Annotated in this window: 20 protein-coding genes, 1 pseudogene and 1 riboswitch; of the genes and pseudogenes, 8 read left to right on the top strand and 13 right to left on the bottom strand. The window is 60.5% G+C overall.

Features of this window, described 5'->3' with window-relative positions; genetic code table 11:
- Positions 1-43 precede the first annotated feature (43 nt).
- A riboswitch (cobalamin riboswitch) is annotated at positions 44-291 on the bottom strand.
- A 99-nt stretch (positions 292-390) separates the two neighbouring features.
- Positions 391-1,704 carry a PQQ-dependent sugar dehydrogenase gene (locus tag BT204_RS16205; RefSeq protein ID WP_072447483.1) on the top strand — a complete coding sequence of 438 codons (1,314 nt, stop codon included), beginning with the start codon at positions 391-393 and terminating at the stop codon, positions 1,702-1,704.
- Between the two features lie 123 nt (positions 1,705-1,827).
- Here the strand turns inward: BT204_RS16205 and BT204_RS16200 are convergent, their stop codons facing one another.
- From BT204_RS16200 to BT204_RS16180, 5 genes are all read right to left on the bottom strand, one after another.
- Positions 1,828-2,367: a C40 family peptidase gene (locus BT204_RS16200; protein WP_003193049.1), complete on the bottom strand. Its 540-nt coding sequence runs from the start codon at positions 2,365-2,367 to the stop codon at positions 1,828-1,830.
- Between the two features lie 144 nt (positions 2,368-2,511).
- Positions 2,512-3,141: a C40 family peptidase gene (locus tag BT204_RS16195; RefSeq protein ID WP_003193051.1), complete on the bottom strand. Its 630-nt coding sequence runs from the start codon at positions 3,139-3,141 to the stop codon at positions 2,512-2,514.
- Between the two features lie 209 nt (positions 3,142-3,350).
- A complete protein-coding gene (gene hda / locus BT204_RS16190) occupies positions 3,351-4,055 on the bottom strand; it encodes a DnaA regulatory inactivator Hda (RefSeq protein ID WP_014719395.1) in 705 nt (234 codons plus the stop codon).
- Between the two features lie 205 nt (positions 4,056-4,260).
- Entirely contained in the window at positions 4,261-5,334 is a 1,074-nt protein-coding gene (locus BT204_RS16185) for an AI-2E family transporter (protein WP_003193054.1), read from the bottom strand.
- Positions 5,335-5,389: 55 nt separating this feature from the next.
- A complete protein-coding gene (locus tag BT204_RS16180) occupies positions 5,390-6,430 on the bottom strand; it encodes a DUF2066 domain-containing protein (protein ID WP_070415432.1) in 1,041 nt (346 codons plus the stop codon).
- A 341-nt stretch (positions 6,431-6,771) separates the two neighbouring features.
- On the opposite strand from BT204_RS16180, the gene purM reads away from it, so the two are divergent.
- From purM to BT204_RS16145, 7 genes are all read left to right on the top strand, one after another.
- Positions 6,772-7,830, top strand: coding sequence for a phosphoribosylformylglycinamidine cyclo-ligase (purM, locus tag BT204_RS16175; protein ID WP_014719398.1), 1,059 nt, complete (start codon positions 6,772-6,774; stop codon positions 7,828-7,830).
- On the top strand, positions 7,830-8,480 hold the full coding sequence (purN, locus tag BT204_RS16170) for a phosphoribosylglycinamide formyltransferase (protein ID WP_003193061.1): 651 nt from the start codon (positions 7,830-7,832) through the stop codon (positions 8,478-8,480). Before purM ends, purN begins: the two co-directional genes overlap by 1 nt.
- Before the next feature lie 8 nt (positions 8,481-8,488).
- On the top strand, positions 8,489-9,202 hold the full coding sequence (locus BT204_RS16165) for a DUF3108 domain-containing protein (RefSeq protein WP_014719399.1): 714 nt from the start codon (positions 8,489-8,491) through the stop codon (positions 9,200-9,202).
- Positions 9,203-9,477: 275 nt separating this feature from the next.
- Positions 9,478-9,666, top strand: a complete 189-nt coding sequence (locus tag BT204_RS16160) for a hypothetical protein (RefSeq protein ID WP_003193064.1) — start codon at positions 9,478-9,480, stop codon at positions 9,664-9,666.
- A 186-nt stretch (positions 9,667-9,852) separates the two neighbouring features.
- Positions 9,853-11,778 carry an IucA/IucC family protein gene (locus BT204_RS16155; RefSeq protein ID WP_072447481.1) on the top strand — a complete coding sequence of 642 codons (1,926 nt, stop codon included), beginning with the start codon at positions 9,853-9,855 and terminating at the stop codon, positions 11,776-11,778.
- Positions 11,768-12,988, top strand: a complete 1,221-nt coding sequence (locus BT204_RS16150; protein ID WP_072447479.1) for an MFS transporter — start codon at positions 11,768-11,770, stop codon at positions 12,986-12,988. The genes BT204_RS16155 and BT204_RS16150 overlap by 11 nt, the downstream gene beginning before the upstream one ends.
- A gap of 2 nt (positions 12,989-12,990) precedes the next feature.
- Entirely contained in the window at positions 12,991-15,111 is a 2,121-nt protein-coding gene (locus tag BT204_RS16145; protein WP_054897824.1) for a TonB-dependent receptor, read from the top strand.
- 66 nt (positions 15,112-15,177) lie between these two features.
- On the opposite strand, the gene BT204_RS16140 is transcribed toward BT204_RS16145, so the two are convergent.
- From BT204_RS16140 to BT204_RS28170, 8 genes and pseudogenes are all read right to left on the bottom strand, one after another.
- The gene (locus BT204_RS16140) at positions 15,178-15,723 is read right to left on the bottom strand and encodes a DUF2058 domain-containing protein (RefSeq protein WP_072447477.1); all 546 of its coding nucleotides are present in this window, start codon (positions 15,721-15,723) and stop codon (positions 15,178-15,180) included.
- Positions 15,724-15,748: 25 nt separating this feature from the next.
- Entirely contained in the window at positions 15,749-16,582 is an 834-nt protein-coding gene (gene mazG, locus BT204_RS16135; RefSeq protein WP_034128320.1) for a nucleoside triphosphate pyrophosphohydrolase, read from the bottom strand.
- Between the two features lie 153 nt (positions 16,583-16,735).
- The gene (gene relA / locus BT204_RS16125) at positions 16,736-18,979 is read right to left on the bottom strand and encodes a GTP diphosphokinase (RefSeq protein ID WP_003193076.1); all 2,244 of its coding nucleotides are present in this window, start codon (positions 18,977-18,979) and stop codon (positions 16,736-16,738) included.
- A 120-nt stretch (positions 18,980-19,099) separates the two neighbouring features.
- Positions 19,100-20,452, bottom strand: coding sequence for a 23S rRNA (uracil(1939)-C(5))-methyltransferase RlmD (gene rlmD, locus BT204_RS16120; RefSeq protein WP_034128319.1), 1,353 nt, complete (start codon positions 20,450-20,452; stop codon positions 19,100-19,102).
- Entirely contained in the window at positions 20,452-21,354 is a 903-nt protein-coding gene (gene cysM, locus BT204_RS16115) for a cysteine synthase CysM (protein ID WP_034128318.1), read from the bottom strand. Before cysM ends, rlmD begins: the two co-directional genes overlap by 1 nt.
- Before the next feature lie 105 nt (positions 21,355-21,459).
- Positions 21,460-22,059 carry a tRNA-uridine aminocarboxypropyltransferase gene (locus tag BT204_RS16110; RefSeq protein WP_072447473.1) on the bottom strand — a complete coding sequence of 200 codons (600 nt, stop codon included), beginning with the start codon at positions 22,057-22,059 and terminating at the stop codon, positions 21,460-21,462.
- 7 nt (positions 22,060-22,066) lie between these two features.
- On the bottom strand, positions 22,067-22,960 hold the full coding sequence (locus tag BT204_RS16105; protein WP_034128316.1) for a LysR family transcriptional regulator: 894 nt from the start codon (positions 22,958-22,960) through the stop codon (positions 22,067-22,069).
- A gap of 68 nt (positions 22,961-23,028) precedes the next feature.
- Positions 23,029-23,139: pseudogene (locus BT204_RS28170) on the bottom strand (outer membrane lipoprotein carrier protein LolA); the annotation flags it as partial.
- Positions 23,140-23,188: the final 49 nt, after the last annotated feature.

Genomic DNA, 23,188 nt, shown 5'->3' with positions numbered 1-23,188 from the left:
GCAGGAAAAAGAAAAAACAGACAGCCAAGCATCGCCCACCGTGATGCTGTTGGATGATCCAGGCCGGTCTCCGGGCTCATGAGTGGCGCTTTTGATAGCAAGCAGCCGAGGGTGCGCCTTCCCATATCGCACGCGATACAGTGGCAAACAGCACCGTCTTGACTCATTTACCGTTGCGGGGGCAGCGCCGGAATCGCGGCGGCACTGTGTACAAGTGCGCTCACTCACCGGCTTCCCTGTTTCACTCTGTCGACGCGCGCGCCACAGAGCACCTGGAACAAGCCGCGAAGGTTAGTGGGTTGGGGGTGGAGCGTCAATTAAAGCTGGCCTTGTACTTGAACCATCTGCCGTTCGTGCTTCTCTACCCCTACAGGTATCAAGGAGAAAACCATGCCTAAAACCCGACTCGCCCTACTGATCATGCTTGCAGGCAGCCTCGCCGCGTGCGGCGAAAGCTCGACCCTGCAGGTCGCCGATGGCACCGGGCCCTCGCCCAAGTTGCCGGAGCCGAACAAGACGCTGATCCCCACCGTCAATATCGCCCCGGCCATCGGCTGGCCCGAAGGCGCCAAGCCCATCGCCGCCGCCGGTACCCAAGTGGCCGCGTTCGCCGAAGGCCTGGATCATCCGCGCTGGCTCTACGTGCTGCCCAACGGCGACGTGCTGGTGGCCGAGACCAATGCACCGCCCAAGCCGGACGATGCCAAAGGCGTACGTGGCTGGGTGATGGAAAAGGTCATGGATCGCGCTGGCGCCGGGGTGCCGAGCCCGAACCGTATTACCTTGCTGCGCGATGCCGACCATGACGGTGTGGCAGAAACTCGCACGGTGTTCCTGGAGAACCTCAATTCGCCGTTTGGCATGACCTTGGTGGGCAACGACCTGTATGTGGCCGATTCGGATAAGTTGCTGCGCTTCCCCTATCAGCCGGGTGAAACCGCAATCACCTCCCCAGGCACCAAGGTGGTGGATTTACCCGGTGGCCCCTTGAACCACCACTGGACCAAAAATGTGGTGGCCAGCCAGGACGGCAGCAAGCTGTACGTGAGCGTCGGCTCCAACAGCAACGTCGGCGAAAACGGCCTGGAAGCCGAACAGGGCCGCGCCGCCATTTGGGAAGTCGACCGCGCCAGCGGCCAACACCGCATTTTTGCCTCCGGCCTGCGCAACCCCAACGGCATGGCGTGGGAGCCACAGAGCGGCAAGCTGTGGACGGCGGTCAACGAACGCGATGAGATCGGCAGTGACCTGGTGCCGGATTACATCACCTCGGTCAAGGATGGCGGCTTCTACGGCTGGCCTTTCAGTTATTACGGCCAGCATGTGGATGTGCGTGTCACCCCGCAGAACCTGGACATGGTCGCCAAGGCCATCGCTCCCGACTATGCGGTAGGCCCTCATACTGCGTCGCTGGGGCTGACCTTCGCCGAGGGCAGCAAACTGCCCGCTCCCTTCAGTAATGGCGCATTTATCGGCCAGCACGGTTCCTGGAACCGCAAGCCGCACAGTGGCTACAGGGTGATTTTCGTGCCCTTCGAAGGGGGCCAGCCGAAAGGGCAACCGGTGGATGTGCTGACGGGGTTTCTTGATAGCGATGAGAAAGCCATGGGCCGGCCGGTCGGCGTGGTGATAGATCAGCAGGGGGATTTGCTGGTGGCCGATGATGTGGGCAATAAGGTTTGGCGAGTGTCGGCTGTTAAGTAAATCGCCACACACCAATGTGGGAGCGGGCTTGCCCGCGATTACGGTGGCCCAGCCAACCAAGCCGTTGACTGACACACTGCATTCGCGGGCAAGCCCGCTCCCACATTTTGGAGTTTTATTGATTCAGGGGTTACGCGCCAGATTTCCTGGCAACACGCGCTTGGCGCTCAGGTAGGCATTCTGCCAATACGCTTTGGATAGCGTATCCAGCTTCACCGTACCGCCGGTTTGAGGCGCGTGTACGAAGCGGCCCTCCCCCACATAGATGCCCGCATGGCTGACCCGCGAACCACCACCGGTGGCGAAGAACAGCAGGTCGCCGGTTTGCAGGTTTTGTTCGCTCACGTCCTGGGCACGCATCACGATCAATTCACGGGTGGTGCGCGGCAATGAGATGCCGGCAGCGTCGCGGAATACAAAGCCGATCAGGCCACTGCAATCAAACCCCGAGTCCGGTGTGTTGCCGCCCCAGCGGTAAGGTGTGCCGACCAGGCCCAGCGCACGAAAGAGCACGTCTTCGGCAGCAGGCGAGAAATTCTGGGTGGCATAGTTGAACACCGGCTTAGGCTTGACCGCGACGGGCGCGGGCGGCGGTGTACGGCTGGCGCAGGCGCTGAGCAGCGCGGCGCAAACAATAAGCATCAGGCGGGCCGAGGTCGACATGTGCAGAACAATCCTGGTCTGGATGCGGCTTTCGCTGCCGAACGTTGAAAACCAGAACGCGCAAGCAAAGCTCGCGCGAACGGATGACAACAATGTCCAGGGATTCTAGCGCTTACACGTCAAACTTCAAGTATCACTTTAACTTTACTTACTAGCGGTAACCGTAGTCGGAGCCATGGCGAGTGCACGCTTGGCTTCGATGAAGGTTTTGCTCCAGTAGCTGTCACCCAGGTTATCGACCCGAACACCACCACTGCGGCGGCTGCTGGAGTGGATAAATTGGTTATCGCCCAGGTAGATACCGGCGTGACTGACACGACCGCGGCCACTGGTACTAAAGAAAAGCAGATCACCGGGCTTGAGGTTGTTGCGCGCGACCAACGGTGCATTCACGTTGATCATCTCGCGTGTAGAGCGCGGCAGATTCATGCCGGCTTCTTCACGAAACAGGTAGCCAATGAACCCACTGCAATCAAAACCGGCTTCAGAGGTCCCGCCGAAACGGTAACGGGTACCGATCAAGGACATGCCGCGCTCAAGGATACTATCGGCCAGAAGAGGCAGTTGGTAAGGCTTGCTGTCAGAGAACTCGGCGAGTTCTTTTTCGGTTGCCACCTCTTCTTCATAAACAGAAGCAGACTGTGCAGCAACGAACTTTGCCTGATTTTGAACCTGTGGTTTTTGCTGTTCTGCCACCTGCTGAGGGTGGGAGGCGCAACCAAACAACAGGGTAACGAGTGCGAGAGGCACGAGGGGTGCGAAGCGATTTAGCATGGGCACGACCGTGGCTGATGTGTAAAGAAGCCGAGACTATGCCCTCTATCACATCGATTTGCAAATTCAATCGCGATCTATGTGACTTATCGTTTCGACTATGCCATCTAAGCCGTGATTCCATTTTTCGGTTCAGTTGCGTAGCCCCTCGGGCTCAAACGCAGGCTTTCTGACGCCTTGAAAATGCCGACACACGGGAAATCAAGACCTTACCAGCCCAAAGTTTCTTTCAGGAAAGGGATCGTCAATTTTCTTTGTGCCTGCAAGGAAGCCTGGTCGAGTTGCTCAAGCAAATCGAACAGCGCGCTCATGCTGCGAGTGCCACGGGTGAGGATAAAGTGCCCGACTTCGTCGGTCAGGTGCAGGCCACGACGGGAAGCGCGCAGTTGCAACGCACGCAGCTTGTCCTCATCGGATAACGGGCGCATCTGGAAGATCAACGCCAGGGTCAGGCGCGACTTGAGGTCAGCCAGCTTCACCGGCAGTTCACGCGGCGAGGTGGACGCAGCGATCAGCAAGCGCCGGCCGCTATCGCGCAAGCGGTTGAACAGATGAAACAGCGCCTCTTCCCACTCCGGCTTGCCGGCCACTGCCTGCAGGTCGTCGAGACACACCAGTTCATATTGCTCAAGGTTATCGAAGATGCCGATCCCGCGGTCCATCAACTCGGCCAAGGGCAGGTAGACCGCCGGCTCGCCCGTCTGCTCGAAACGCAGGCATGCGGCCTGCAGCAGGTGGGTACGCCCTACGCCATGCTTGCCCCACAGATAGATCAGGCTTTCAGTCCACCCGGCGTCGGCTTCGCAAAGCCGCTCCACATAGCCGAGTGCAGCGGCATTGGCGCCTGGGTAGTAGTTGATAAAGGTAGCGTCATCACGCAGACGCACACCTAGGGGCAGCTGAATCGGTTTCATGCTGACTGAACGGCTCCCATCGAACCGTTAGTGGCCTCTATGTAAAGTTTGCAAAGTTTATACCCGTGACGCCGGGCGCACAATGCAGCAGACCACAAGCAAAATCAAAGGTTTGCGTTAACCCGGAGGTTTTACGCAGTTTGTTTGACGCACCCCGGGGCCAGAAACAACAAACCCGGCCAGGGCCGGGTTTGTGACACCGCGATTACAACTCGGGCTCATCCACCCCGGTATACACGTCCGAATCCTTGTACAGGTCGTGCACATGGCGCACCAGCACCATGATCACCGCCGCCACCGGCAGCGCCAACAGGATGCCGGTGAAGCCGAACAGCTCGCCACCCGCCAAAATCGCAAAGATCACTGCCACAGGGTGCAGGCCGATCCGATCGCCCACCAGCAGCGGCGTCAGCACCATGCCTTCCAAGGCCTGGCCCACCATGAACACTGCGACAATCCCCAGCATCGGGTACAGGTCGCCGCCGAACTGGAACAGCCCGGCCACCAGCGCCGCGCCGATACCGATCACAAAGCCCATGTAGGGCACGATGGCCGCCAGGCCCGCGATCAAGCCGATCAACAGCCCCAGCTCCAAGCCGATCGCCATCAGGCCGGCAGCGTAAATCACCCCCAGGGCCAGCATCACCAGCAACTGGCCACGCACGAACGCACCCAATACCTCATGACACTCCGCTGCCAGGGAAACAACACGCTCTTCCCGGTCGCGGGGGAGCAGGCTGCGGATCTTGGCCATCATGATGTCCCAGTCTCGCAGCAGGTAGAACGCCACCACCGGGATCAGCACCAGGTTGGTCAACCAGCCGATCAGCGCCAGGCTCGATGCAGTCGCCTGGCTGAGCACCACCGTAACGATATCGGTGGTCTTGTCCATGTGCTCGCTGATGGCTGCCTTGACCTTGTCGAACTTCCAGAAGCCATCCGCCAGCCCGAACTTGGACTGGGCCCACGGCATCGCCGTGTGCTGCAACCAGTCGAGCATCTGCGGCGCCAGCTCATAGAGGCGAAACAGCTGCTTGGCCAACATCGGCACCAATATCAACACCAGCGCCGTGATGATCAACGTGAACAGCGCAAACACCGTGATCACGCCCCAGGTGCGCGACATGCCGACTTTTTCCAGGCGATCCACCACCGGATCGAACAGGTAGGCGAGCAGCAGCGCCACCAGGAACGGCGTCAGGATCGAATGCAGCAAGAACACAAAAACGCACAGCAGGACAATCCCGCCAAGCCACACCCAACGACGCGTATCCGCCATAAACCACTCCATCTGTTTTTTACGCCCTTCTTCTATATAGAAGGAGGAACACTATTTACCAACGAAAACGCAATTGCGCCTGGGGCTCAGGTGCAACAGCCGGTTGCGTGCCATCGATCACGGCTGGCTGGGCCGGGGCTTCGCCAGCAGGAATTTCCTGCAGCTTGGCCAGGCTCAATTGGGTGCGCAGTTGTTCGGCGCTGCCATTGACGCGATACACAATCCGGTTGCCATCCACCCACTGCGGCTGGCCGCCAAAGGGCTCCAGCAAACGACCCAGGGCGGCGTAGCGCTCAAGGTTCATGCCTTGTACCTCAAGCAGTTGCTCAGTGCTCACGCCCGGCTTGACCGCAAAGCGTGGCGCCAGCTTTTGGCTGACCGCCAGCAATACCGCATCGGCGAGCGCGGCAGTGTCAGCGCCTTGGGCGGTGCCCTCCTCAGCCTTGTCGCCCAGCCACAGGCGCCATTTGGCCTGCCATTGACTGCCTTCCTGGCGCGCATGCACCGCCAGCAAAGCATCGGCACCGTAACGCTCGGAGGCTGCGCGCAAAGGCGTGGCGTCGGGGCTTTCAAGATTCGGCGCGGTGGCGACTACCTGTTCATCCAGGTCTCCCAACGGCAAGCGCAGCGGCAGCCCCCTGTGTTGCGCGGCTCGGCGCAGGGCCTGGGCAACGGCCTGGCCATCGCCGACCAGGCTGCTGCCTTCAGTTGAATCGTTCAGCCACCAACCCAGGATCGACGGCCGGTTGCTGCCCCAGATCGACAGGCCGGCATCACGCAAGGCGCGGTCGGTGCTGACCGGGTCGAAGTCTACTTGCAGGCTTTCCGGCGGGCCGGCGTCGTAGCCGTACTGGCTGATGATTTGTTGCGGGTCTTTGCGGATCGCTGCCAGGCCCGGGCCATCGGCGGCCTTGGCGTCGCCGGTCAGGCGGATCACCAGGGTCTGCACGGCACGCTGGGTGGCCTGGTCGCGCTCTTGGGGCGACTGGCTGCTGACCGGTTCAAGTACTTGATAGAGGCCATTGAGGGTTTCGGCATGACTCGCCAGGCTGACCAACGACAAACAGCCCACAAAGAAGAATTTACACAGACGCATGGAAGATTCCCGAACGACAAATTTAGCGGTTGGAACAGACCGCGTGATCTCGGTTTGGCAAGGCTGTGACACAGCGACCGGTAAAACATTCACAGGGTCCCGGTAAGTTTTCATACTGTCATAACGCTAGCGAGCTCAAGGCTATACCTTAATACGCACGATTACCGGCCCGATTTGCATTTTTTTGAGCTCATATGCCCTGCCCGTCGGCCCGAGGATGGCCGCTGCCCCTCAAGCCTGATAAAATCGCGCGCCTTCGCAGACCGTCAACGGCAGGGCCCTTTCCAAAAGCCCCCGCCCGCCCGGTCGTTACCCAGAAATCCCCCCTAAAGGCCTGGATCATGAGCAAGCAACCCTCCCTGAGCTACAAGGACGCCGGTGTAGACATCGACGCCGGTGAAGCATTGGTCGAACGCATCAAGAGCGTCGCCAAGCGCACTGCGCGCCCTGAAGTCATGGGTGGCCTGGGCGGTTTTGGCGCCCTCTGCGAAATCCCGGCCGGCTACAAGCAGCCTGTACTGGTGTCCGGCACCGACGGCGTGGGCACCAAGCTGCGCCTGGCCCTGAACCTGAACAAGCACGACAGCATCGGCATCGATCTGGTCGCCATGTGCGTCAACGACCTGGTGGTGTGCGGCGCCGAGCCGCTGTTCTTTCTCGACTACTACGCCACCGGCAAGCTCAATGTCGAGACCGCGACCCAGGTCGTGACCGGCATCGGCGCCGGCTGCGAGTTGTCGGGTTGCTCCCTGGTCGGCGGTGAAACCGCTGAAATGCCAGGCATGTACGAAGGCGAAGACTACGACCTGGCCGGCTTCTGTGTCGGTGTGGTGGAAAAAGCCGAGATCATCGACGGCTCCAAAGTAGCTGCTGGTGACGCCCTGCTCGCCCTGCCATCGTCCGGCCCGCACTCCAACGGCTACTCGCTGATCCGCAAGATCATCGAAGTGTCCGGCGCCGACATCGAGAACATCCAGCTCGACGGCAAGCCACTGACCGACCTGCTGATGGCGCCGACCCGCATCTACGTCAAGCCACTGCTCAAGCTGATCAAGGACACCGGCGCCGTCAAGGCCATGGCCCACATTACCGGTGGCGGCCTGCTGGACAACATCCCGCGCGTCCTGCCAAAAGGCGCCCAGGCGATTGTCGACGTGGCCAGCTGGCAGCGCCCGGCTGTCTTCGATTGGCTGCAGGAAAAAGGCAACGTCAACGAAACCGAAATGCACCGCGTGCTGAACTGCGGCGTAGGCATGGTGATATGCGTTGCGCAGGAACACGTTGAAACCGCACTGAACGTGCTGCGTGAAGCCGGCGAGCAACCTTGGGTCATTGGCCAGATCGCCACTGCTGCCGAAGGCGCAGCCCAGGTTGAACTGAAGAACCTCAAGGCTCACTGATGCCCCAGACCTGTGATGTCGTGGTGCTGCTTTCCGGCACCGGCAGTAACTTGCAGGCCCTGATCGACAGCACGCGCACCGGCGACAGCCCGGTGCGCATCGCTGCGGTGATTTCCAACCGCAGCGACGCCTACGGTCTGCAACGCGCCCGTGACGCGGGTATCGATACTCGCTCCCTGGATCATAAGGCGTTCGACGGTCGCGAGGCCTTCGACAGCGCCTTGATCGAACTGATCGACGCCTTCAACCCCAAACTCGTGGTCCTTGCGGGTTTCATGCGCATCCTCAGCGCAGATTTCGTCCGGCACTACGAAGGGCGCCTGCTCAATATCCACCCTTCCCTGCTGCCCAAGTACAAAGGCATGCACACCCACCAGCGCGCCCTCGACGCCGGCGACAGTGAGCATGGCTGCAGCGTGCACTTTGTGACCGAGGAACTCGATGGCGGGCCTCTGGTCGTACAGGCAGTGGTTCCGGTAGAGTCAGGCGACTCGGCGCAGACGCTTGCGCAACGGGTTCATACCCAGGAACACAGGATTTACCCGCTGGCTGTTCGCTGGTTTGCCGAAGGACGGTTGATTCTTGGCGACCAGGGTGCATTATTGGACGGCCAGTTACTCGCGGCCAGCGGCCACTTGATTCGAACCTAGGAGATTTTATGCGTCGCGCCCTGCTTTTCGCTTTTGCGCTGTTCGCTTTGCCTGCCGTACAAGCGGCAGACCTTCACCCCTTCTCCGTCAGCTACACCGCCGACTGGAAACAACTGCCCATGAGCGGTTCGGCTGAACGCAGCCTGAGCAAGAATGGCGACGGCACCTGGACCTTGAATTTCAAGGCCTCGATGATGATTGCCAGCCTGACCGAAACCAGTGTGATCCTGTTCGACAAGGACACCCTGCAACCCAAGAGCTACAGCTTCGAACGCGGCGGCCTGGGCAAGGCGAAGAAGATCAACCTGGACTTCGACCAGAGCGCCAAGAAAGTCACCGGCTTTGAAAACAAAGACCCGGTCAATGTCACGCTCGAAAGCGGCATGCTCGACAAGTCCACGTACCAGCTTGCCCTGCAACGCGATGTTGCCGCCGGCAAGAAGAGCATGAGCTACCGCGTGGTTGAAGGTACAGATACCGATACCTACGACTTCCGCGTGATCGGCTCGGAAAAGGTCCAGACCAAGGTCGGTTCGATCGACGCGATCAAGGTCGAGCGCGTGCGCGACCCGTCGCAGAGCAAGCGCATCACACAGATGTGGTTTGCCAAGGACCAGGGCGGCATTCTGGTTGCCCTGCGTCAGGTCGAGACTGACGGCAAGGAATACAACATCATGCTGCAGGATGGCACCGTTGACGGTAAGGCCGTCAAAGGCAGCTGATTGCTGATGCACCGAAAAGAGCCTCGCTGAATGCGGGGCTTTTTTTGCCTGCGATAGCGGTGCCGAGGTCAACCTAGCCAACCTGAACATGAAACTTTTGTCATAAAGCCGCTGCGATGGCGACGCAATGCCTTGGTTTACAAGGCTTGCAGCATTGTTGCGTTCCCCGCAATGAATTATTGCGCGCAAAATCAGTTTACTTAGCAAGCTAACAAATCATATAACAGAGACCTGCGACGACTTGCCGCAGATCAACCAGAGATTGGAGCAAGCAGATGACTGTAAAAGTAACTGAACGCGACGATGAACATATGTCCCATGAAGCAGTAGGCCACGGGATTCACATCTGGGATGTCCATCAGCAAGACGTATTGGTCGGCATGTTTCACAACGAGAGCGACGCCCACAACTATAAAAACGAGCTCGAAACTCTCGAACTGCAACGCCAGGCAAAAAGCTCCTGAAGCTCTGAAATCATGTGGACGCCCGGCCCACGCAGCCGGGCCGTTTACGAGAAACCGCGCCTTTGGGGCGCGGTTTTTTTGTCAATAATCGCCATAAATTAATGTAACAAAAACACACACAAATAATGATTCTCGATATCATTCGTTCGCTTTTCATTCAGGCTCACGAATCAGGGAATCAATTAGATGCATGGAAATAGCAGCAAGCCAGAAAACGCGTTACTGGAACGCTGGAGCGAAGCACTTGCCACTGCGCAATTTCAGACCAGCCACGTCACCCTCGAAGCCCTGATCAATACGCTGGCACCTGCCGCCGAACGTAGCTTCCAACGCCTGATCCAAGCATTGTTTCGTGAAAGCCTGCTGGACCCCAGCACTCTCCTTTATGACGAACATGGGCATTGCTCGCTGACACTGGCTTGCCAGGCCCGATTGCGTTTCGAACATTTGCACCCTGGCCGCATGGCAAGCTGGGACCTGCGTGGCGAAGTCATCCTGTTGCGCGAAGGCCAGCCCGAACAGAAAATCCAGTTCCCCTCACAGTTGTTGACGTTGCTTAACGCCAGCCTCGAGTCGCCTGCCGACCGGGAAGTGCTCAACCGCCTCAACGTAGAGATCGACGACAGCTTCATCAACGACACCTTGTGCCTCGCCTTCCATGAGCAATGGACGCTCAAGCTGCATGCGTCAATGGACCCGGTGCATCAAGACAACCTGCTGAGTCATCTCAAGAACAGCCCGAGCGTTATCAACCCGACTTCCGTGCTTGAACAGTGGGGAACATTGGGTCACCCATGGCACCCCAACTACAAGACCAAGCTGGGCCTGAATACCGCACAAGTCATCAACTATTCGCCGGAGTTCGAAGCACGCTTCCCGGTGCTGCTGTGCGCGCTGCATCGCCAGTTTGCCCATGTCGAAAAGTTGGCCGGTACCGCCGATTACTGGCAGTGGTGGAGCGAGCACTTCCCGCAGGCAGCACAGCAATTGACCGCAGCCCTGCAAGCGCAGGGCCTTCAGGCAGACGATTATCTGCCGTTGCCTGCCCACCCTTGGCAGGCACGCCAGGAGTTGCCTCAACTGTTCGCCAACGAAATCGGCGACAAACTGCTGGTGCTGACCGATATCGTCGCGTTTACTGCCCACCCCACCATGTCATTCAGAACCGTGTTGCCTGAAGGCCGTCGCGATGCACCGATGGTCAAACTGCCCGTGTCACTGCGCCTGACCAGCGTACAGCGCACCGTATCGCCGCGTTCAGCGCGCATGGGCCCACGGATCAGCCATCTGCTGCTGAGCATCCTGGAACGCGAGCCTGCGATTCAAAAATGCCTGAACATCATTCCCGAGCGGATCGGTGTGCATTTCCAGCCACAACCGGCCAATGACGAGCACTCCCGCCACTTGGCGGTGCTCTATCGCGACAATCCCCAGAGCCAGCTCCAGCCGGACGAAATGGCCGTGCCGGTGGGCAGCCTGTTTGCCATTGATCAACACGGCCAGCCGCTGCTGCGCCAATGGGTGCGCCTGAGCCAAGGCAAGGATGACGCGGCGGCCATGCTCGCCTTCTTCCATGATTACGCGGCGATCAGTGTGCCGGCACTGCTGGGCATATATTTGCGCTACGGCATCGCTTTTGAGGCCCATCAACAGAACTCCTTCATGGTGATGGCCGCAGACGGACAATTGAGCCGTCTTCTGTTGCGCGACTTCGGCGATATCCGAATCGATCGCAAAACTTTGCACGCCCACGGCCTGGACATTGAACTGCACGACCCGAAGATGACGCTGTACGACGACGCAGGTTTCGTACGGGACAAGCTGCTGCACACCGTATTCATGTGCCATCTTGGCGAGCTCATCCTGCTTGCCGCGCGCCACTTCGACATCCCCCAGGCGCTGCTCTGGAATGAACTGTCGGCTCAGGTCAGCCAGTGTTTTGACGACCTGCGCTCGCAGGTTGATCCGCAGCGCTGGGCCACCGAGCGCGAAGCACTGCTGGAGCAAGCATGGCCGGCCAAGTCGTTCATGCGCATGCGCCTGCTGGAGAGTCATGCCGATATCGTCGGGCGGTTGCCTAACCCGTTGAGCGCGGCCGCCAATGCCGACTAACAACACAGCGCTGCGGCTGCTGGTGGTGATTCAGTTGGTGTCGATGGGGGCGATGGAAATGAGCGGCCCGTTCTGGCCGCTGCAAATCCAGAAGTTGCTGGGCACTGCAAATGCCCAGTACACCGGCCTGCTGTCTTCGCTGGTGTATGCCGGGCCGATGATGGCAGCGATGATTCTCACACCCATGTGGGGGAAGCTGGGCGACCGTACCGGCCATAAGCCCATGATCATCCGCGCATTGCTGGCACTGGCGGTGTGCCAGGCGCTGGCTGCGATAACGCCTGATCCGTGGTGGCTGGTGGTCATCCGCGTGGTGCAAGGTGCGTTGGCCGGCTTCATTGCAGCGGCCCAAGCCTACGCACTGGCCTGCTGCGGCGAGGGTGGGCGCGGGCACATTCTTGCACGACTGCAATCAGCCACCGCTGTAGGCTCCCTGGCCGGACCGGTATTGGGCGGCTGGCTCATGGACATATCCGGTTTCGCATTGCTGTGCTACAGCGCCACCGTCGTCTGCCTGCTGTGCGCGATAATCAGCGCGTTTTTACCCAGCGACTCACCACGATCGAGACCTGCCCGCACGTCCAAGCCTGCCGCACTCCCCAGAGGCTGGATTGGCGCGATGCTGGGGATCATCGTATTGATCCAGGCAGCCAGGATGATGCCGCAACCGTTTTACGCCTTATATGTCGCCCAGGTTTTGCACGCGCCCGCGTGGCTGATCGGCGCCAGCTATGGCGCCAGTGCCTTGACCCTGGCACTGTCCGCGCCGTTGTGGGGCCGCCTGTTCGATCGACATCAGCCAGCCCATACGCTGCGCATCATCGAGTGGGTCACGTGGGCCTGCGCCTTAACGCTAGCCTGCACGGCGCTGGCCAGTGAATGGTCGGGGTTTATCGTTAGCCGGTTGCTGTGGGGCGTGTGGCAGGGTGCTTTGTTGCCCGTGGCCTACACACTGATCGCCACTACCGTAGCGCACAGCCAGCAAGGTTTTGCCCTTGGCATGGGCAACAGCGCCGCCAAAGCCGGTGCGCTGTGCGGCGCATTGTTGGGCGGTATCGGCATGGGGTGGGTAGGCCTGGCACACAGCTTCTGGCTGGTCGCACTGACCTATGCCTTGGCCGCCGTGAGTATCCGCGCCATCCGTTCGTTTGCGCGAGCGCCTGAGACATCCGATTTTTCTGTCAATACTTCTAATAACTCTGAGACATGATCATGAACACATCGCAATGGGCAGTACTGCTGCCACTTCTTGGGTCAATAAGTGCCCCTGCCTGGGCCGATCAGACAGAGCAGACACAGGCAGCCCCGACCAGTCTGCAACTGCAGGCGACAGTGGTATCGGCTACGCGCAGCGAAACCAGCATTGCGCAGATTCCAGGCTCAGTGCAGGTGATCAATGAAGCGCAAATCCGCCAGCAGACCGGGGCAGGACGTCGGGTTGCAGATATCCTCGGCCAACTGGTGCCTGGCATTGCCCCTTCCAGCGGCGGCATGAGCAACTTCGGCCAGACGCTTCGCGGGCGCAATACCCTGATCCTGATCGACGGGGTTTCGCAAAACGCCACGCGCGATAACTTCCGCCAGCTCAACAGCGTGGCACCGGAAAGCATCGAGCGTATCGAAGTGATCTCCGGCGCCAGCAGCGTCTACGGCGCAGGCGCATCGGGCGGCATCATCAACATCATCACCAAACGCAACCAAGGTGAAGACCTGGCGTTCAGCAGCAAGATCGGCATGACCGCCGGCAACAACCTCAGCCACAAGGGGTTCGCTTACCAGGCGTTCCAAAGCGCCACCGGGCGCAAAGGCCCGGTGGACTGGTACCTCTCGGGCAACACCGTGCAGCGCAACGATCAGTTCGACGGTAATGGCAAGCGCATTCCCCAGGACACGTCCCAGGGCAGCAACATGGACACCGATACCTACGACCTGCAAGGTCGCTTCGGCTATGAGCTTGATGACGACAAGAAGATCAGCCTGTCGCTGCAAGACTACAAGGACGAACAAGACACCCGCTACACCAAGAACCCCCGCATCACCAGCAACGCAGTCGCCGTAAAAGGCCTGGACCTGGGCGACCAACCCTACACCCACAACCAGGCGGTCAACCTCAACTACGCCGACAAGGATTTCTACGGCCAGGGCCTGCAGATCGAAAGCTACTGGCGGCGGGCCGACGCCCTGTTCTTTCCAGACCTGTCCCGAGGCCGGGCAGGCGTGTCAGATAACAACAGCGTGCAGGACGTCTACGGCCTGCGTGCAGCGGTCGATACCCAGATGCCGGACATCGGCCCGGCAACGGGCAACCTGGTATGGGGCGCGGACTACGACCATGAAACCTCACGCCAGCGTGGCGACCAATACCGGGTCAATGGCCTGACCTACACGAAAACCGGTACCACGTTCGAACTGGGTCCAGATATCGAGACCACCACCAAAGCCATCTTTGGCCAGCTCTCCTACGACATCGACAACTGGACCTTGCGCGGTGGCGTACGTCGCGAATGGATTGAAAGCAAGGTCTCCGACAGCATCGCATACGGCGAAATCGTCCAGACCGGCAACCGCGCGACACTGCCCGGCGGCACGCTCAAATACGATGACACGCTCTATAACCTCGGTGCGGTGTACCACCTGACCGACAACCAGGATGTGTTCGTCAACTTCAGCCAGGGCTTTTCCCTGCCGGATATCCAGCGCTTCCTGCGTGACGTGAACAGCAAATACGATATCCAGGACCTCAATGCCCAGGCCTTGAAGGTCGACAGTTACGAGCTGGGCTGGCGTGGCGACTGGGACAAGTGGCAGGCCAGTGTCACCGCGTACGAAAACACCTCGGATGTCACGCAGTTCTATGATGCCAATGATCGTGTGCTGCGCCTGATCAATCAGAAAGAACGCGTGCGTGGCGTCGAAACCGGCCTGACCTATAACATCACCGACCAATGGTCCGTCGGTGGTACTTACGCTTACGCCAAAGGCGAGACCCAGCAGAACGGCAAGTGGATCGACCTGCCTGCCACCCGCATCTCCCCCGCCAAGACCACAGCGTTTGTCGGCTACGAGCGTGACGACTACAGCCTGCGCTTGCAGGGGATGCGCCTGGCCAATTATGACGCTGCGGCAAAGGACAACAACGGTCGCGATATCCAGGGCTACACCCTGGTCGACCTGCTGGGCTCGGTAAGGCTACCGGTAGGCCGCCTCGAAGGTGCGGTGTACAACCTCACCAACCGCAACTACCAGAACATGTTCGCCCAGGCCAACGCCCGCGCACCGTACCCGAATGCCGAGGGTCGTACCTTCAGCCTGAGTTACGCAGTGGATTGGTAACCGGTTGGTGCTGCACGCTTAAAACACAAACCCCGCCTTTTGGCGGGGTTTGTCATTTCCAGCGGCTTACCACATCAGATCATCAGGGATCTGGTAAGCGGCGTACGGATCATCCTCGTCCGGCACCTGGCTTTCGGTGAGGATGTTGAGCTGCACGATACGCTCCGGAGCGCGCTCCTGGATTTTAAGCGCCGCTTCCCGCGGGATCACCTCGTAGCCGCCGCCGTGGTGCACGATAGCCAGGGAGCCGTTGCTCAGCTTGTTGCGCATCAGCGTGTTGACCGACAGGCGCTTGACCTTCTTGTCATCCACGAAGTTGTAGTAGTCCTCGGTGGTCAGCTTGGGCAGGCGCGAGGTCTCGATCAGTTGCTTGACCTGGGCGGTACGCGCCTTGGCTTCGGCTTTTTCCTGCTGCTGACGGTTCAGCTCCTGGTCACGCTTGACCTTCTCGGCGTGTGCCTCAGCAGCCAGGCGCGCCTGGGTATCATCGAATTCGGCCTGGCCCTTGTGGACCAGGCGCTGCTGTTTCTGTTTCTCTTTGCCGACCTGCTTGGCCTGCTTTTGGTTGACCAGACCTGCTTTGAGCAACTGGTCGCGAAGGGAAAGGCTCATGGTGCTTACTCACTTAGGCAACTGCTCAACCGCAGCTGGACACATTCTTTTCCTGACGTTTGGCTTCACCCCAGAGGGCGTCCAACTCTTCGAGGGTGCAATCTTCTATGGGTTGGTGTGTATCGCGCAATGCCTGTTCGATAAATCGGAAACGTCGTTCGAACTTGGCATTGGCACCGCGCAAGGCAGTTTCCGGGTCGACCTTGAGGTGACGGGCCAGGTTGACCGCGGCAAACAGCAGGTCGCCGACTTCATCGGCGATGGCCGCCGCATCGTTATCGGCCATGGCTTCGAGCACTTCGTCCAACTCTTCGCGCACGTTGTCCACCACCGGCAACGCGGAAGGCCAGTCGAAACCAACCTGGCTGGCGCGCTTTTGCAATTTGGCCGCACGGGACAACGAGGGTAAGGCGGTGGGCACATCATCGAGTAGGGAGAGTTGCTCGGGAACGTCGGACTTTTCTGCGCGCTCCTCAGCTTTGATCTGCTCCCAGCGCTCCTTGACCTGTTCTTCGCTCAACTGCGGGATATCCAGCGGTGCGTACAGGTCGCCGGTTGGGAACACGTGAGGATGCCGGCGAATCAACTTACGAGTGATGCTGTCGATCACGCCGGCAAATTCGAAGCGCCCTTCTTCCCGGGCCAGTTGGCTGTAATACACCACCTGGAACAGCAGATCGCCCAGTTCGCCTTGCAGATGGTCAAAGTCGCCGCGCTCGATGGCGTCGGCCACTTCATAGGCCTCCTCCAGCGTGTGCGGGACGATGGTCGCGTAGGTTTGCTTGATGTCCCACGGGCAGCCGTACTGCGGGTCGCGCAGGCGGCTCATCAGGTGCAGCAGGTCTTCGAGTGAATACATCGTATCTCTTTCCGCTGAAAATCCAATGTGGGAGCTGGCTTGCCTGCGATGCTTGCGACTCGGTGCTTCAGTTAAACCGAGGTGATGCTATCGCAGGCAAGCCAGTTCCCACAGAAAACAACTCCACATGTCAGTCGGCTGTCATCCTGCTAATCATGGGGTGCGGTTGCGCCGGGTTTCGATGATGTTCGGCAACTGGGAAATCCGCCCCAGCAACCGTCCCAGTGCGTCCAGCCCCGGAATCTCGATGGTCAGGGACATCAATGCAGTGTTGTCTTCCTTGTTCGAACGGGTGTTGACCGCCAGCACGTTGATCCGCTCGTTGAGCAGCACTTGCGAGACGTCACGCAGCAAGCCGGAACGGTCGTAGGCACGGATGATGATGTCGACAGGGTAAGTGAGCACCGGCACCGGACCCCAGCTGACCTGGATGATCCGCTCCGGTTCGCGCCCGCCCAGTTGCAGCACCGAGGCGCAATCCTGGCGGTGAATGCTCACGCCACGGCCCTGGGTGATGTAGCCGACAATGGCGTCGCCCGGCAACGGCTGGCAGCAGCCGGCCATTTGCGTCATCAGGTTGCCCACGCCCTGGATCTGGATATCGCCACGCTTGCCCGGCTTGTAGCCAGTGGCTTTGCGCGGGATCAGCTCCAGCTGTTCGTTGCCGCGCTCCGGCTCGACCAGTTGCTGGGCCAGGTTGACCAGTTGCGCCAGGCGCAGGTCGCCCGCGCCGAGGGCGGCGAACATGTCTTCGGCGATCTTCATGTTGGCCTTTTCGGCCAGCTTGTCGAAGTCCACCTGAGGCAGGCCCAGGCGCGCCAGTTCGCGTTCAAGCAAGGTCTTGCCAGCGGCGACGTTCTGGTCACGTGCCTGCAGCTTGAACCAGTGGACGATCTTCGCCCGCGCCCGCGAGGTGGTGATGTAGCCCAGGTTCGGGTTCAGCCAGTCGCGGCTCGGCGTGCCGTGCTTGCTGGTGATGATCTCGACCTGTTCACCGGTTTGCAGGCTGTAGTTGAGCGGCACGATGCGCCCGTTGATCTTGGCGCCGCGGCAGTTATGCCCGATTTCGGTGTGCACGCGGTAGGCGAAGTCCAGCGGCGTGGCGCCCTTGGGCAAGTCGATGGCGTGGCCGTCAGGCGTGAAGATATAGACCCGGTCCGGCTCGATATCCACCCGCAGTTGTTCGGCCAGGCCGCCGATGTCGCCGAGCTCCTCGTGCCATTCCAGCACTTGGCGCAGCCAGGAAATTTTCTCTTCGTACTGGTTGGACCCGGCCTTGACGTCGGTGCCCTTGTAGCGCCAGTGCGCACACACCCCCAGCTCGGCCTCTTCGTGCATGGCGTGGGTGCGGATCTGCACTTCCAGCACCTTGCCTTCAGGGCCGATCACGGCGGTGTGCAGCGAGCGGTAGCCGTTTTCCTTGGGGTTGGCGATATAGTCGTCAAATTCCTTGGGAATGTGCCGCCACAGGGTGTGGACGATACCCAGCGCGGTGTAGCAGTCGCGCATTTCCGGCACCAGCACGCGCACCGCACGCACGTCGTAGATCTGGCTGAAGGCCAGGCCCTTGCGCTGCATTTTGCGCCAGATGGAATAGATGTGCTTGGCGCGGCCGCTGATGTCCGCGTCCACGCCGGTGGCCTGCAGCTCCGAACGCAACTGGCCCATCACGTCGCTGATAAAGCGCTCGCGGTCCAGGCGCCGCTCATGCAGCAGCGTGGCGATCTGTTTGTACTGGTCAGGTTCCAGGTAGCGGAAGGACAAATCCTCCAGCTCCCACTTGATATGGCCGATGCCCAGGCGATGGGCCAGTGGCGCGTAGATGTCGAAGACTTCGCGGGCCACACGGTTGCGCTTTTCATCATCGGCGGTCTTCACCGCACGGATCGCGCAGGTACGCTCGGCCAGCTTGATCAGGGCGACGCGCACATCGTCGACCATCGCTACCAGCATTTTGCGCAGGTTCTCTACCTGGCCCTGGGTGCCCAACACCATCGACTGCCGCGGGCTGAGGCTGGCACTGATGGCCGCCATGCGCAGCACGCCGTCGATCAGCTTGGCCACCACCGCGCCGAAACGCTGGCTGACCAGCGGCAACGCAATGTGCCCTTCGCGTACGCCGCGATAGAGCACGGCGGCGATCAGGGAATCCTGGTCCAACTTGAGATCGGCGAGGATCTCGGCGATTTCCAGGCCAGTGCGAAAACTTGAAGTGCCTTCGGCCCACAGGTTCTTGGCCGCATTGTCTTGCTGTTCAGACTCACGAGCGAACTCGCAGGCTGCTTTCAAGGCTTCACGGTCCAGTGCCGGGTCGACACTGACGGCATGATCCAGCCATGCCTCGAGATTGATACTGCCGTCGGTGTTGATCGGCTGGTGTGCTCTCACCTGTACCATCTTGCTTACCTTCCCTACGACGCACCTTCGATGCGCCAAAATCATCGCCGACTTTACTGCGAGCTCCGTGGCAGTGTTCAGGCCCTGGAGAACGCAGGCCAGTCGGATTAAACGGGCATCCTAGCCCGCTTCAAATAACGCCATGGCCTCGACATGCGCGGTCTGCGGAAACATGTCGAGGATCCCGGCACGCTTTAGCCGGTAGCCTTGCTTGACCAACTCAACCGTGTCCCGCGCCAGCGTGGCTGGGTTGCAGGACACATACACCAGGCGCTTGGCCCCCAAGGCTGCAAGTTTGCGCACAACCTCCAGGGCACCATCGCGGGGTGGGTCCAAGAGTACCGCAGAAAAGCCCTGTTTGGCCCATTCTGCGTCGGTCAAAGGCTGGGACAAATCGGCCTGAAAAAACTGTGCGTTATGCAAATGGTTGCTGACGGCATTGAGGGCCGCACGGTCCACCATGGCCTGTACGCCCTCCACCGCCACCACTTCGCGTACGTGGCGAGCCAGTGGCAGGGCGAAGTTGCCCAGGCCGCAAAACAGGTCCAGTACCCGTTCGTCGGCTTGTGGCGCCAGCCATTGCAGCGCTTGGGCGACCATCGCCTGGTTGACCCCGGCGTTGACCTGCACAAAGTCGCCCGGCCGGTACGCCAGCTCCAGATCCCACGCCTCCAAACGGAAGCCCAAGGCCTGACCCGGCTCGACGGGCTCCGGCTGCCCTTCCCCGTGCAGCCACAATTGGGCGTCATGGAAGGTGCAGAATTCCTTGAGGATCTGCAGGTCAGCCTCGGACAACGGCGCCATATGCCGCAGCAACACGGCGATGGACGAACCGCTGAACAACTCGACATGCCCCAACGCCTGCGGTTTACTCAAGCGACGCAGCATCGTTGGCAAACGCTGCATGATCGGTTGCAAGGCCTGTACCAGCACCGGGCAATCATCGATAGCGACGATGTCCTGACTGGCCACGGCGCGAAAACCCACTTCGAGTTTCTTTGCCTTGGCGTCCCAACGTACGGCCACACGGGCGCGGCGCCGATAACCGAACTCCGGCCCGCTCAACGGCGCTGCCCACTCCTGTGGCTCGACACCGGCCACCCGGGACAATTGCTCGGCAAGCATGCGCTGTTTCAGGGCAAGTTGTTCTTCATGGGGCAGGTGCTGCACGCTGCAACCGCCGCAGCGGCCAACATGGGCGCAGGGTGCCGGGCGACGCAACTCGCTGGCCTGGAACACCCGCTCGGTGCGCGCCTCGACCACTTTGCCATGGGCGCCCAACACCCGTGCTTCCACCTCTTCGCCGGCCAACGCACCGTTCACAAACCAGGTGCGGCCTTCAAAGAACACGATGCCCCGGCCATCATTGGCCAGACGCTCGATGGTCAGGCGCTGTTTCTTGCCCACGGGTATCTGTGGGGCCCGGCTGCCGCCCGTCGGTTGGAAGCGCAGGCCTCTCTCGTGCTTGGCCATCAGTTGGGTTCGTCGAAAATGCCGGTCGACAGGTAACGGTCGCCTCGGTCACAGATGATCGCGACGATCACCGCGTTTTCCACTTCTTTGGACAAGCGCAACATACCGGCCACGGCGCCACCGGAGGACACGCCGCAGAAGATGCCCTCTTCACGGGCCAGGCGGCGCGTGGTGTCTTCGGCTTCGCGCTGGGCCATGTCGATGATGCGGTCTACCCGCGTCGCGTTGTAGATCTTCGGCAAATACTCTTCGGGCCAACGACGAATACCCGGGATGGCCGCGCCTTCCATCGGTTGCAGGCCGACGATCTGGATCGCCGGGTTCTGCTCCTTGAGGTAGCGCGAGTTGCCCATGATGGTACCGGTGGTGCCCATGGAGCTGACGAAGTGAGTGATGGTGCCCTGGGTCTGGCGCCAGATCTCCGGGCCGGTGCTGGTGTAGTGCGCCTCGGGGTTGTCGCCATTGGCGAACTGATCGAGCACCACGCCACGGCCTTCGGCGGCCATGCGCTCGGCAAGATCACGGGCGCCTTCCATGCCTTCTTCCTGGGTCACCAGGATCAGCTGGGCGCCATAGGCGGTCATCGCCGCCTTGCGCTCGGCGCTGCCGTTGTCGGGCATGATCAGCACCATCTTGTAACCCTTGATCGCTGCGGCCATGGCCAGGGCGATCCCGGTGTTACCCGAGGTGGCTTCGATCAGGGTGTCGCCGGGTTGGATCTGCCCACGCAACTCGGCGCGGGCGATCATCGACAGCGCCGGGCGGTCTTTGACCGAGCCGGCCGGGTTGTTGCCCTCGAGTTTGAGCAACAGGGTATTGCTGGTTTCACCCGCCATGCGTTGCAAGCGGACCAGGGGCGTGTTGCCGACACAATCGGCGATTGTTGGGTACTGCAAGGTCATGGCGTATTCGCAATCCAGACTGCGGGGCGCACATCATACCGGGAAAGGCCGGCGGGCCATATCACGCAAAGTGTGGTGCTTATGGCTTAAAGGCATAAGCCGGGTTTATGTCGGGTCGCCATGGTTGCGCTGGAATACTTCATCGCCCATCGCAGCAATCTGCCCTTCGATCAGCGCTTCAAAGGGTTTGAGCAGTGGCTCGAAGGACGTCGGCGCTTCCAATACCTGCAACGCTTGCGTGATCGCTTCGACCGTCGACAAGGCGCCAGGCCCCGGCGCCTTGCGCAAGCGATAGCGGGAAACGCTGCCTTCAGCCAACGTCACCCGGGGCAATGCCGCCAGCAAAGGGTTGAGGTGCAGCAGTTTGCGCGCCTTGCGCCAGGTGCCATCGGGAACCACCAACAGCAGTGGCTGATCGTCAGGTGCGTAGGCGTGCAGCGGCTCGGCGTCATCCGCCGGAAACAACAGGCGTGCCCGATAGCCAGGCGGGTTCAATAGCGTCGCAAGGTCATCAAACACCTCCCCCACCACCAACTGCGCGTTGTTCAGGCCCAACGCCGCCAACCGCGCAGTATTGAGCGCATGGCCGACCTCGCTCGGGTGCTGCAACAGCAACACGCGGGTGCGGCTGTCGAGGTGGGGGATCAGCGCACACAGGCAGTGCGTGGTCGGGCGCAGGCAGCGCGGGCAATGGGGTCGGGACATGGTGTTTTCAGGCCTGGTTGAGCTGGGTCTTGAGCAAATCGCGGAAGGTCTGGATCAGGGGCTCGCGGCTACGACCACGGCGCATGATCAGCGAAAACGGCGCCTGGTAGCCGAAGGTGGCCGGCAGCAAAACGCGCAGGTCGCCCTTGTCAGCCCAGGCCTGGGCGTAGTGTTCGGGCAGGTAGCCAATATAAGCGCCCGACAGCACCAGAATCAGTTGCGCCTCCATACTTTCCACCGTGGCAGCGCTGTGCTTGAAGCCGTGGCGCGCCAACTCCGCCTGGCTCCAGTAACCCCGCCCGACCATGCGTTGCTGGGTGATCACTTGTTCCGGGATGCGCCGCTCGTTGAACAATGGGTGCCGGGTGCTGCAATACAACCAGTGCTGTTCGCGGTACAGCGGCATGTAGACCAGCCCGCTCATGCGGTTGGAAAACGCACCGATGGCCAGGTCCAGGCGGTTGTCCTGCACCCCCAGTTGCAATTCGTAGGGGCTCATCACCGACAGGTGCAAATGCACTGCCGGGTGCTCCAGGCTGTAGGCGCCAATCACTTCGGCGAACGGCAAGGCCTTGTCGCTGACGGTGGAGTCGAGCACTCCGAGCTTGAGGGTGCCGCGCAATTCGCCTTTCAACGCAGCGGCGTATTGCTCGAAACCTTCGAGTTCGCCCAACAGGCGCAGGGTTTCCTGATGAAACAGCTCACCCTTGCTGGTCAGGCTGAAGCCGCCACGGCCACGATGGCACAGCACCAGGCCCAAGGCTGACTCGAGTTGGCTCATGTAGGTGCTGATGGCCGACGTCGACAGGTTGAGCTCATGCTGGGCGTTGGCAAACCCTTGGTGGCGCACGACGCTGACGAAGATGCGCAGGAGTTTCAGGTCGGGCAAGGCGTTGGCCATGGGGGCTCCAGTGAAGCGTGACGCAGAGCATCACAGGATGCATCCCCACGCAGAGCGTGGGAACGATCAACTGTAGGAGCGAGCTTGCTCGCGAAAAACCTGAGGACGCCGCGTACATTCTGGGGCTGCGCATCATCGTTGACGTTTTTCGCGAGCAAGCTCGCTCCTACAGGGATCAGGGAGTTTAACTCAGGCTTTAGTTTAGAAAAATCTGAACTAAGTATTTGC

The organism is Pseudomonas sp. NFPP02 (assembly GCF_900119355.1).
Lineage (GTDB): Bacteria > Pseudomonadota > Gammaproteobacteria > Pseudomonadales > Pseudomonadaceae > Aquipseudomonas > Aquipseudomonas paracarnis.
Note: the sequence above shows the minus strand (reverse complement) of the source record. Positions and strands in the feature narration are given on the sequence as shown.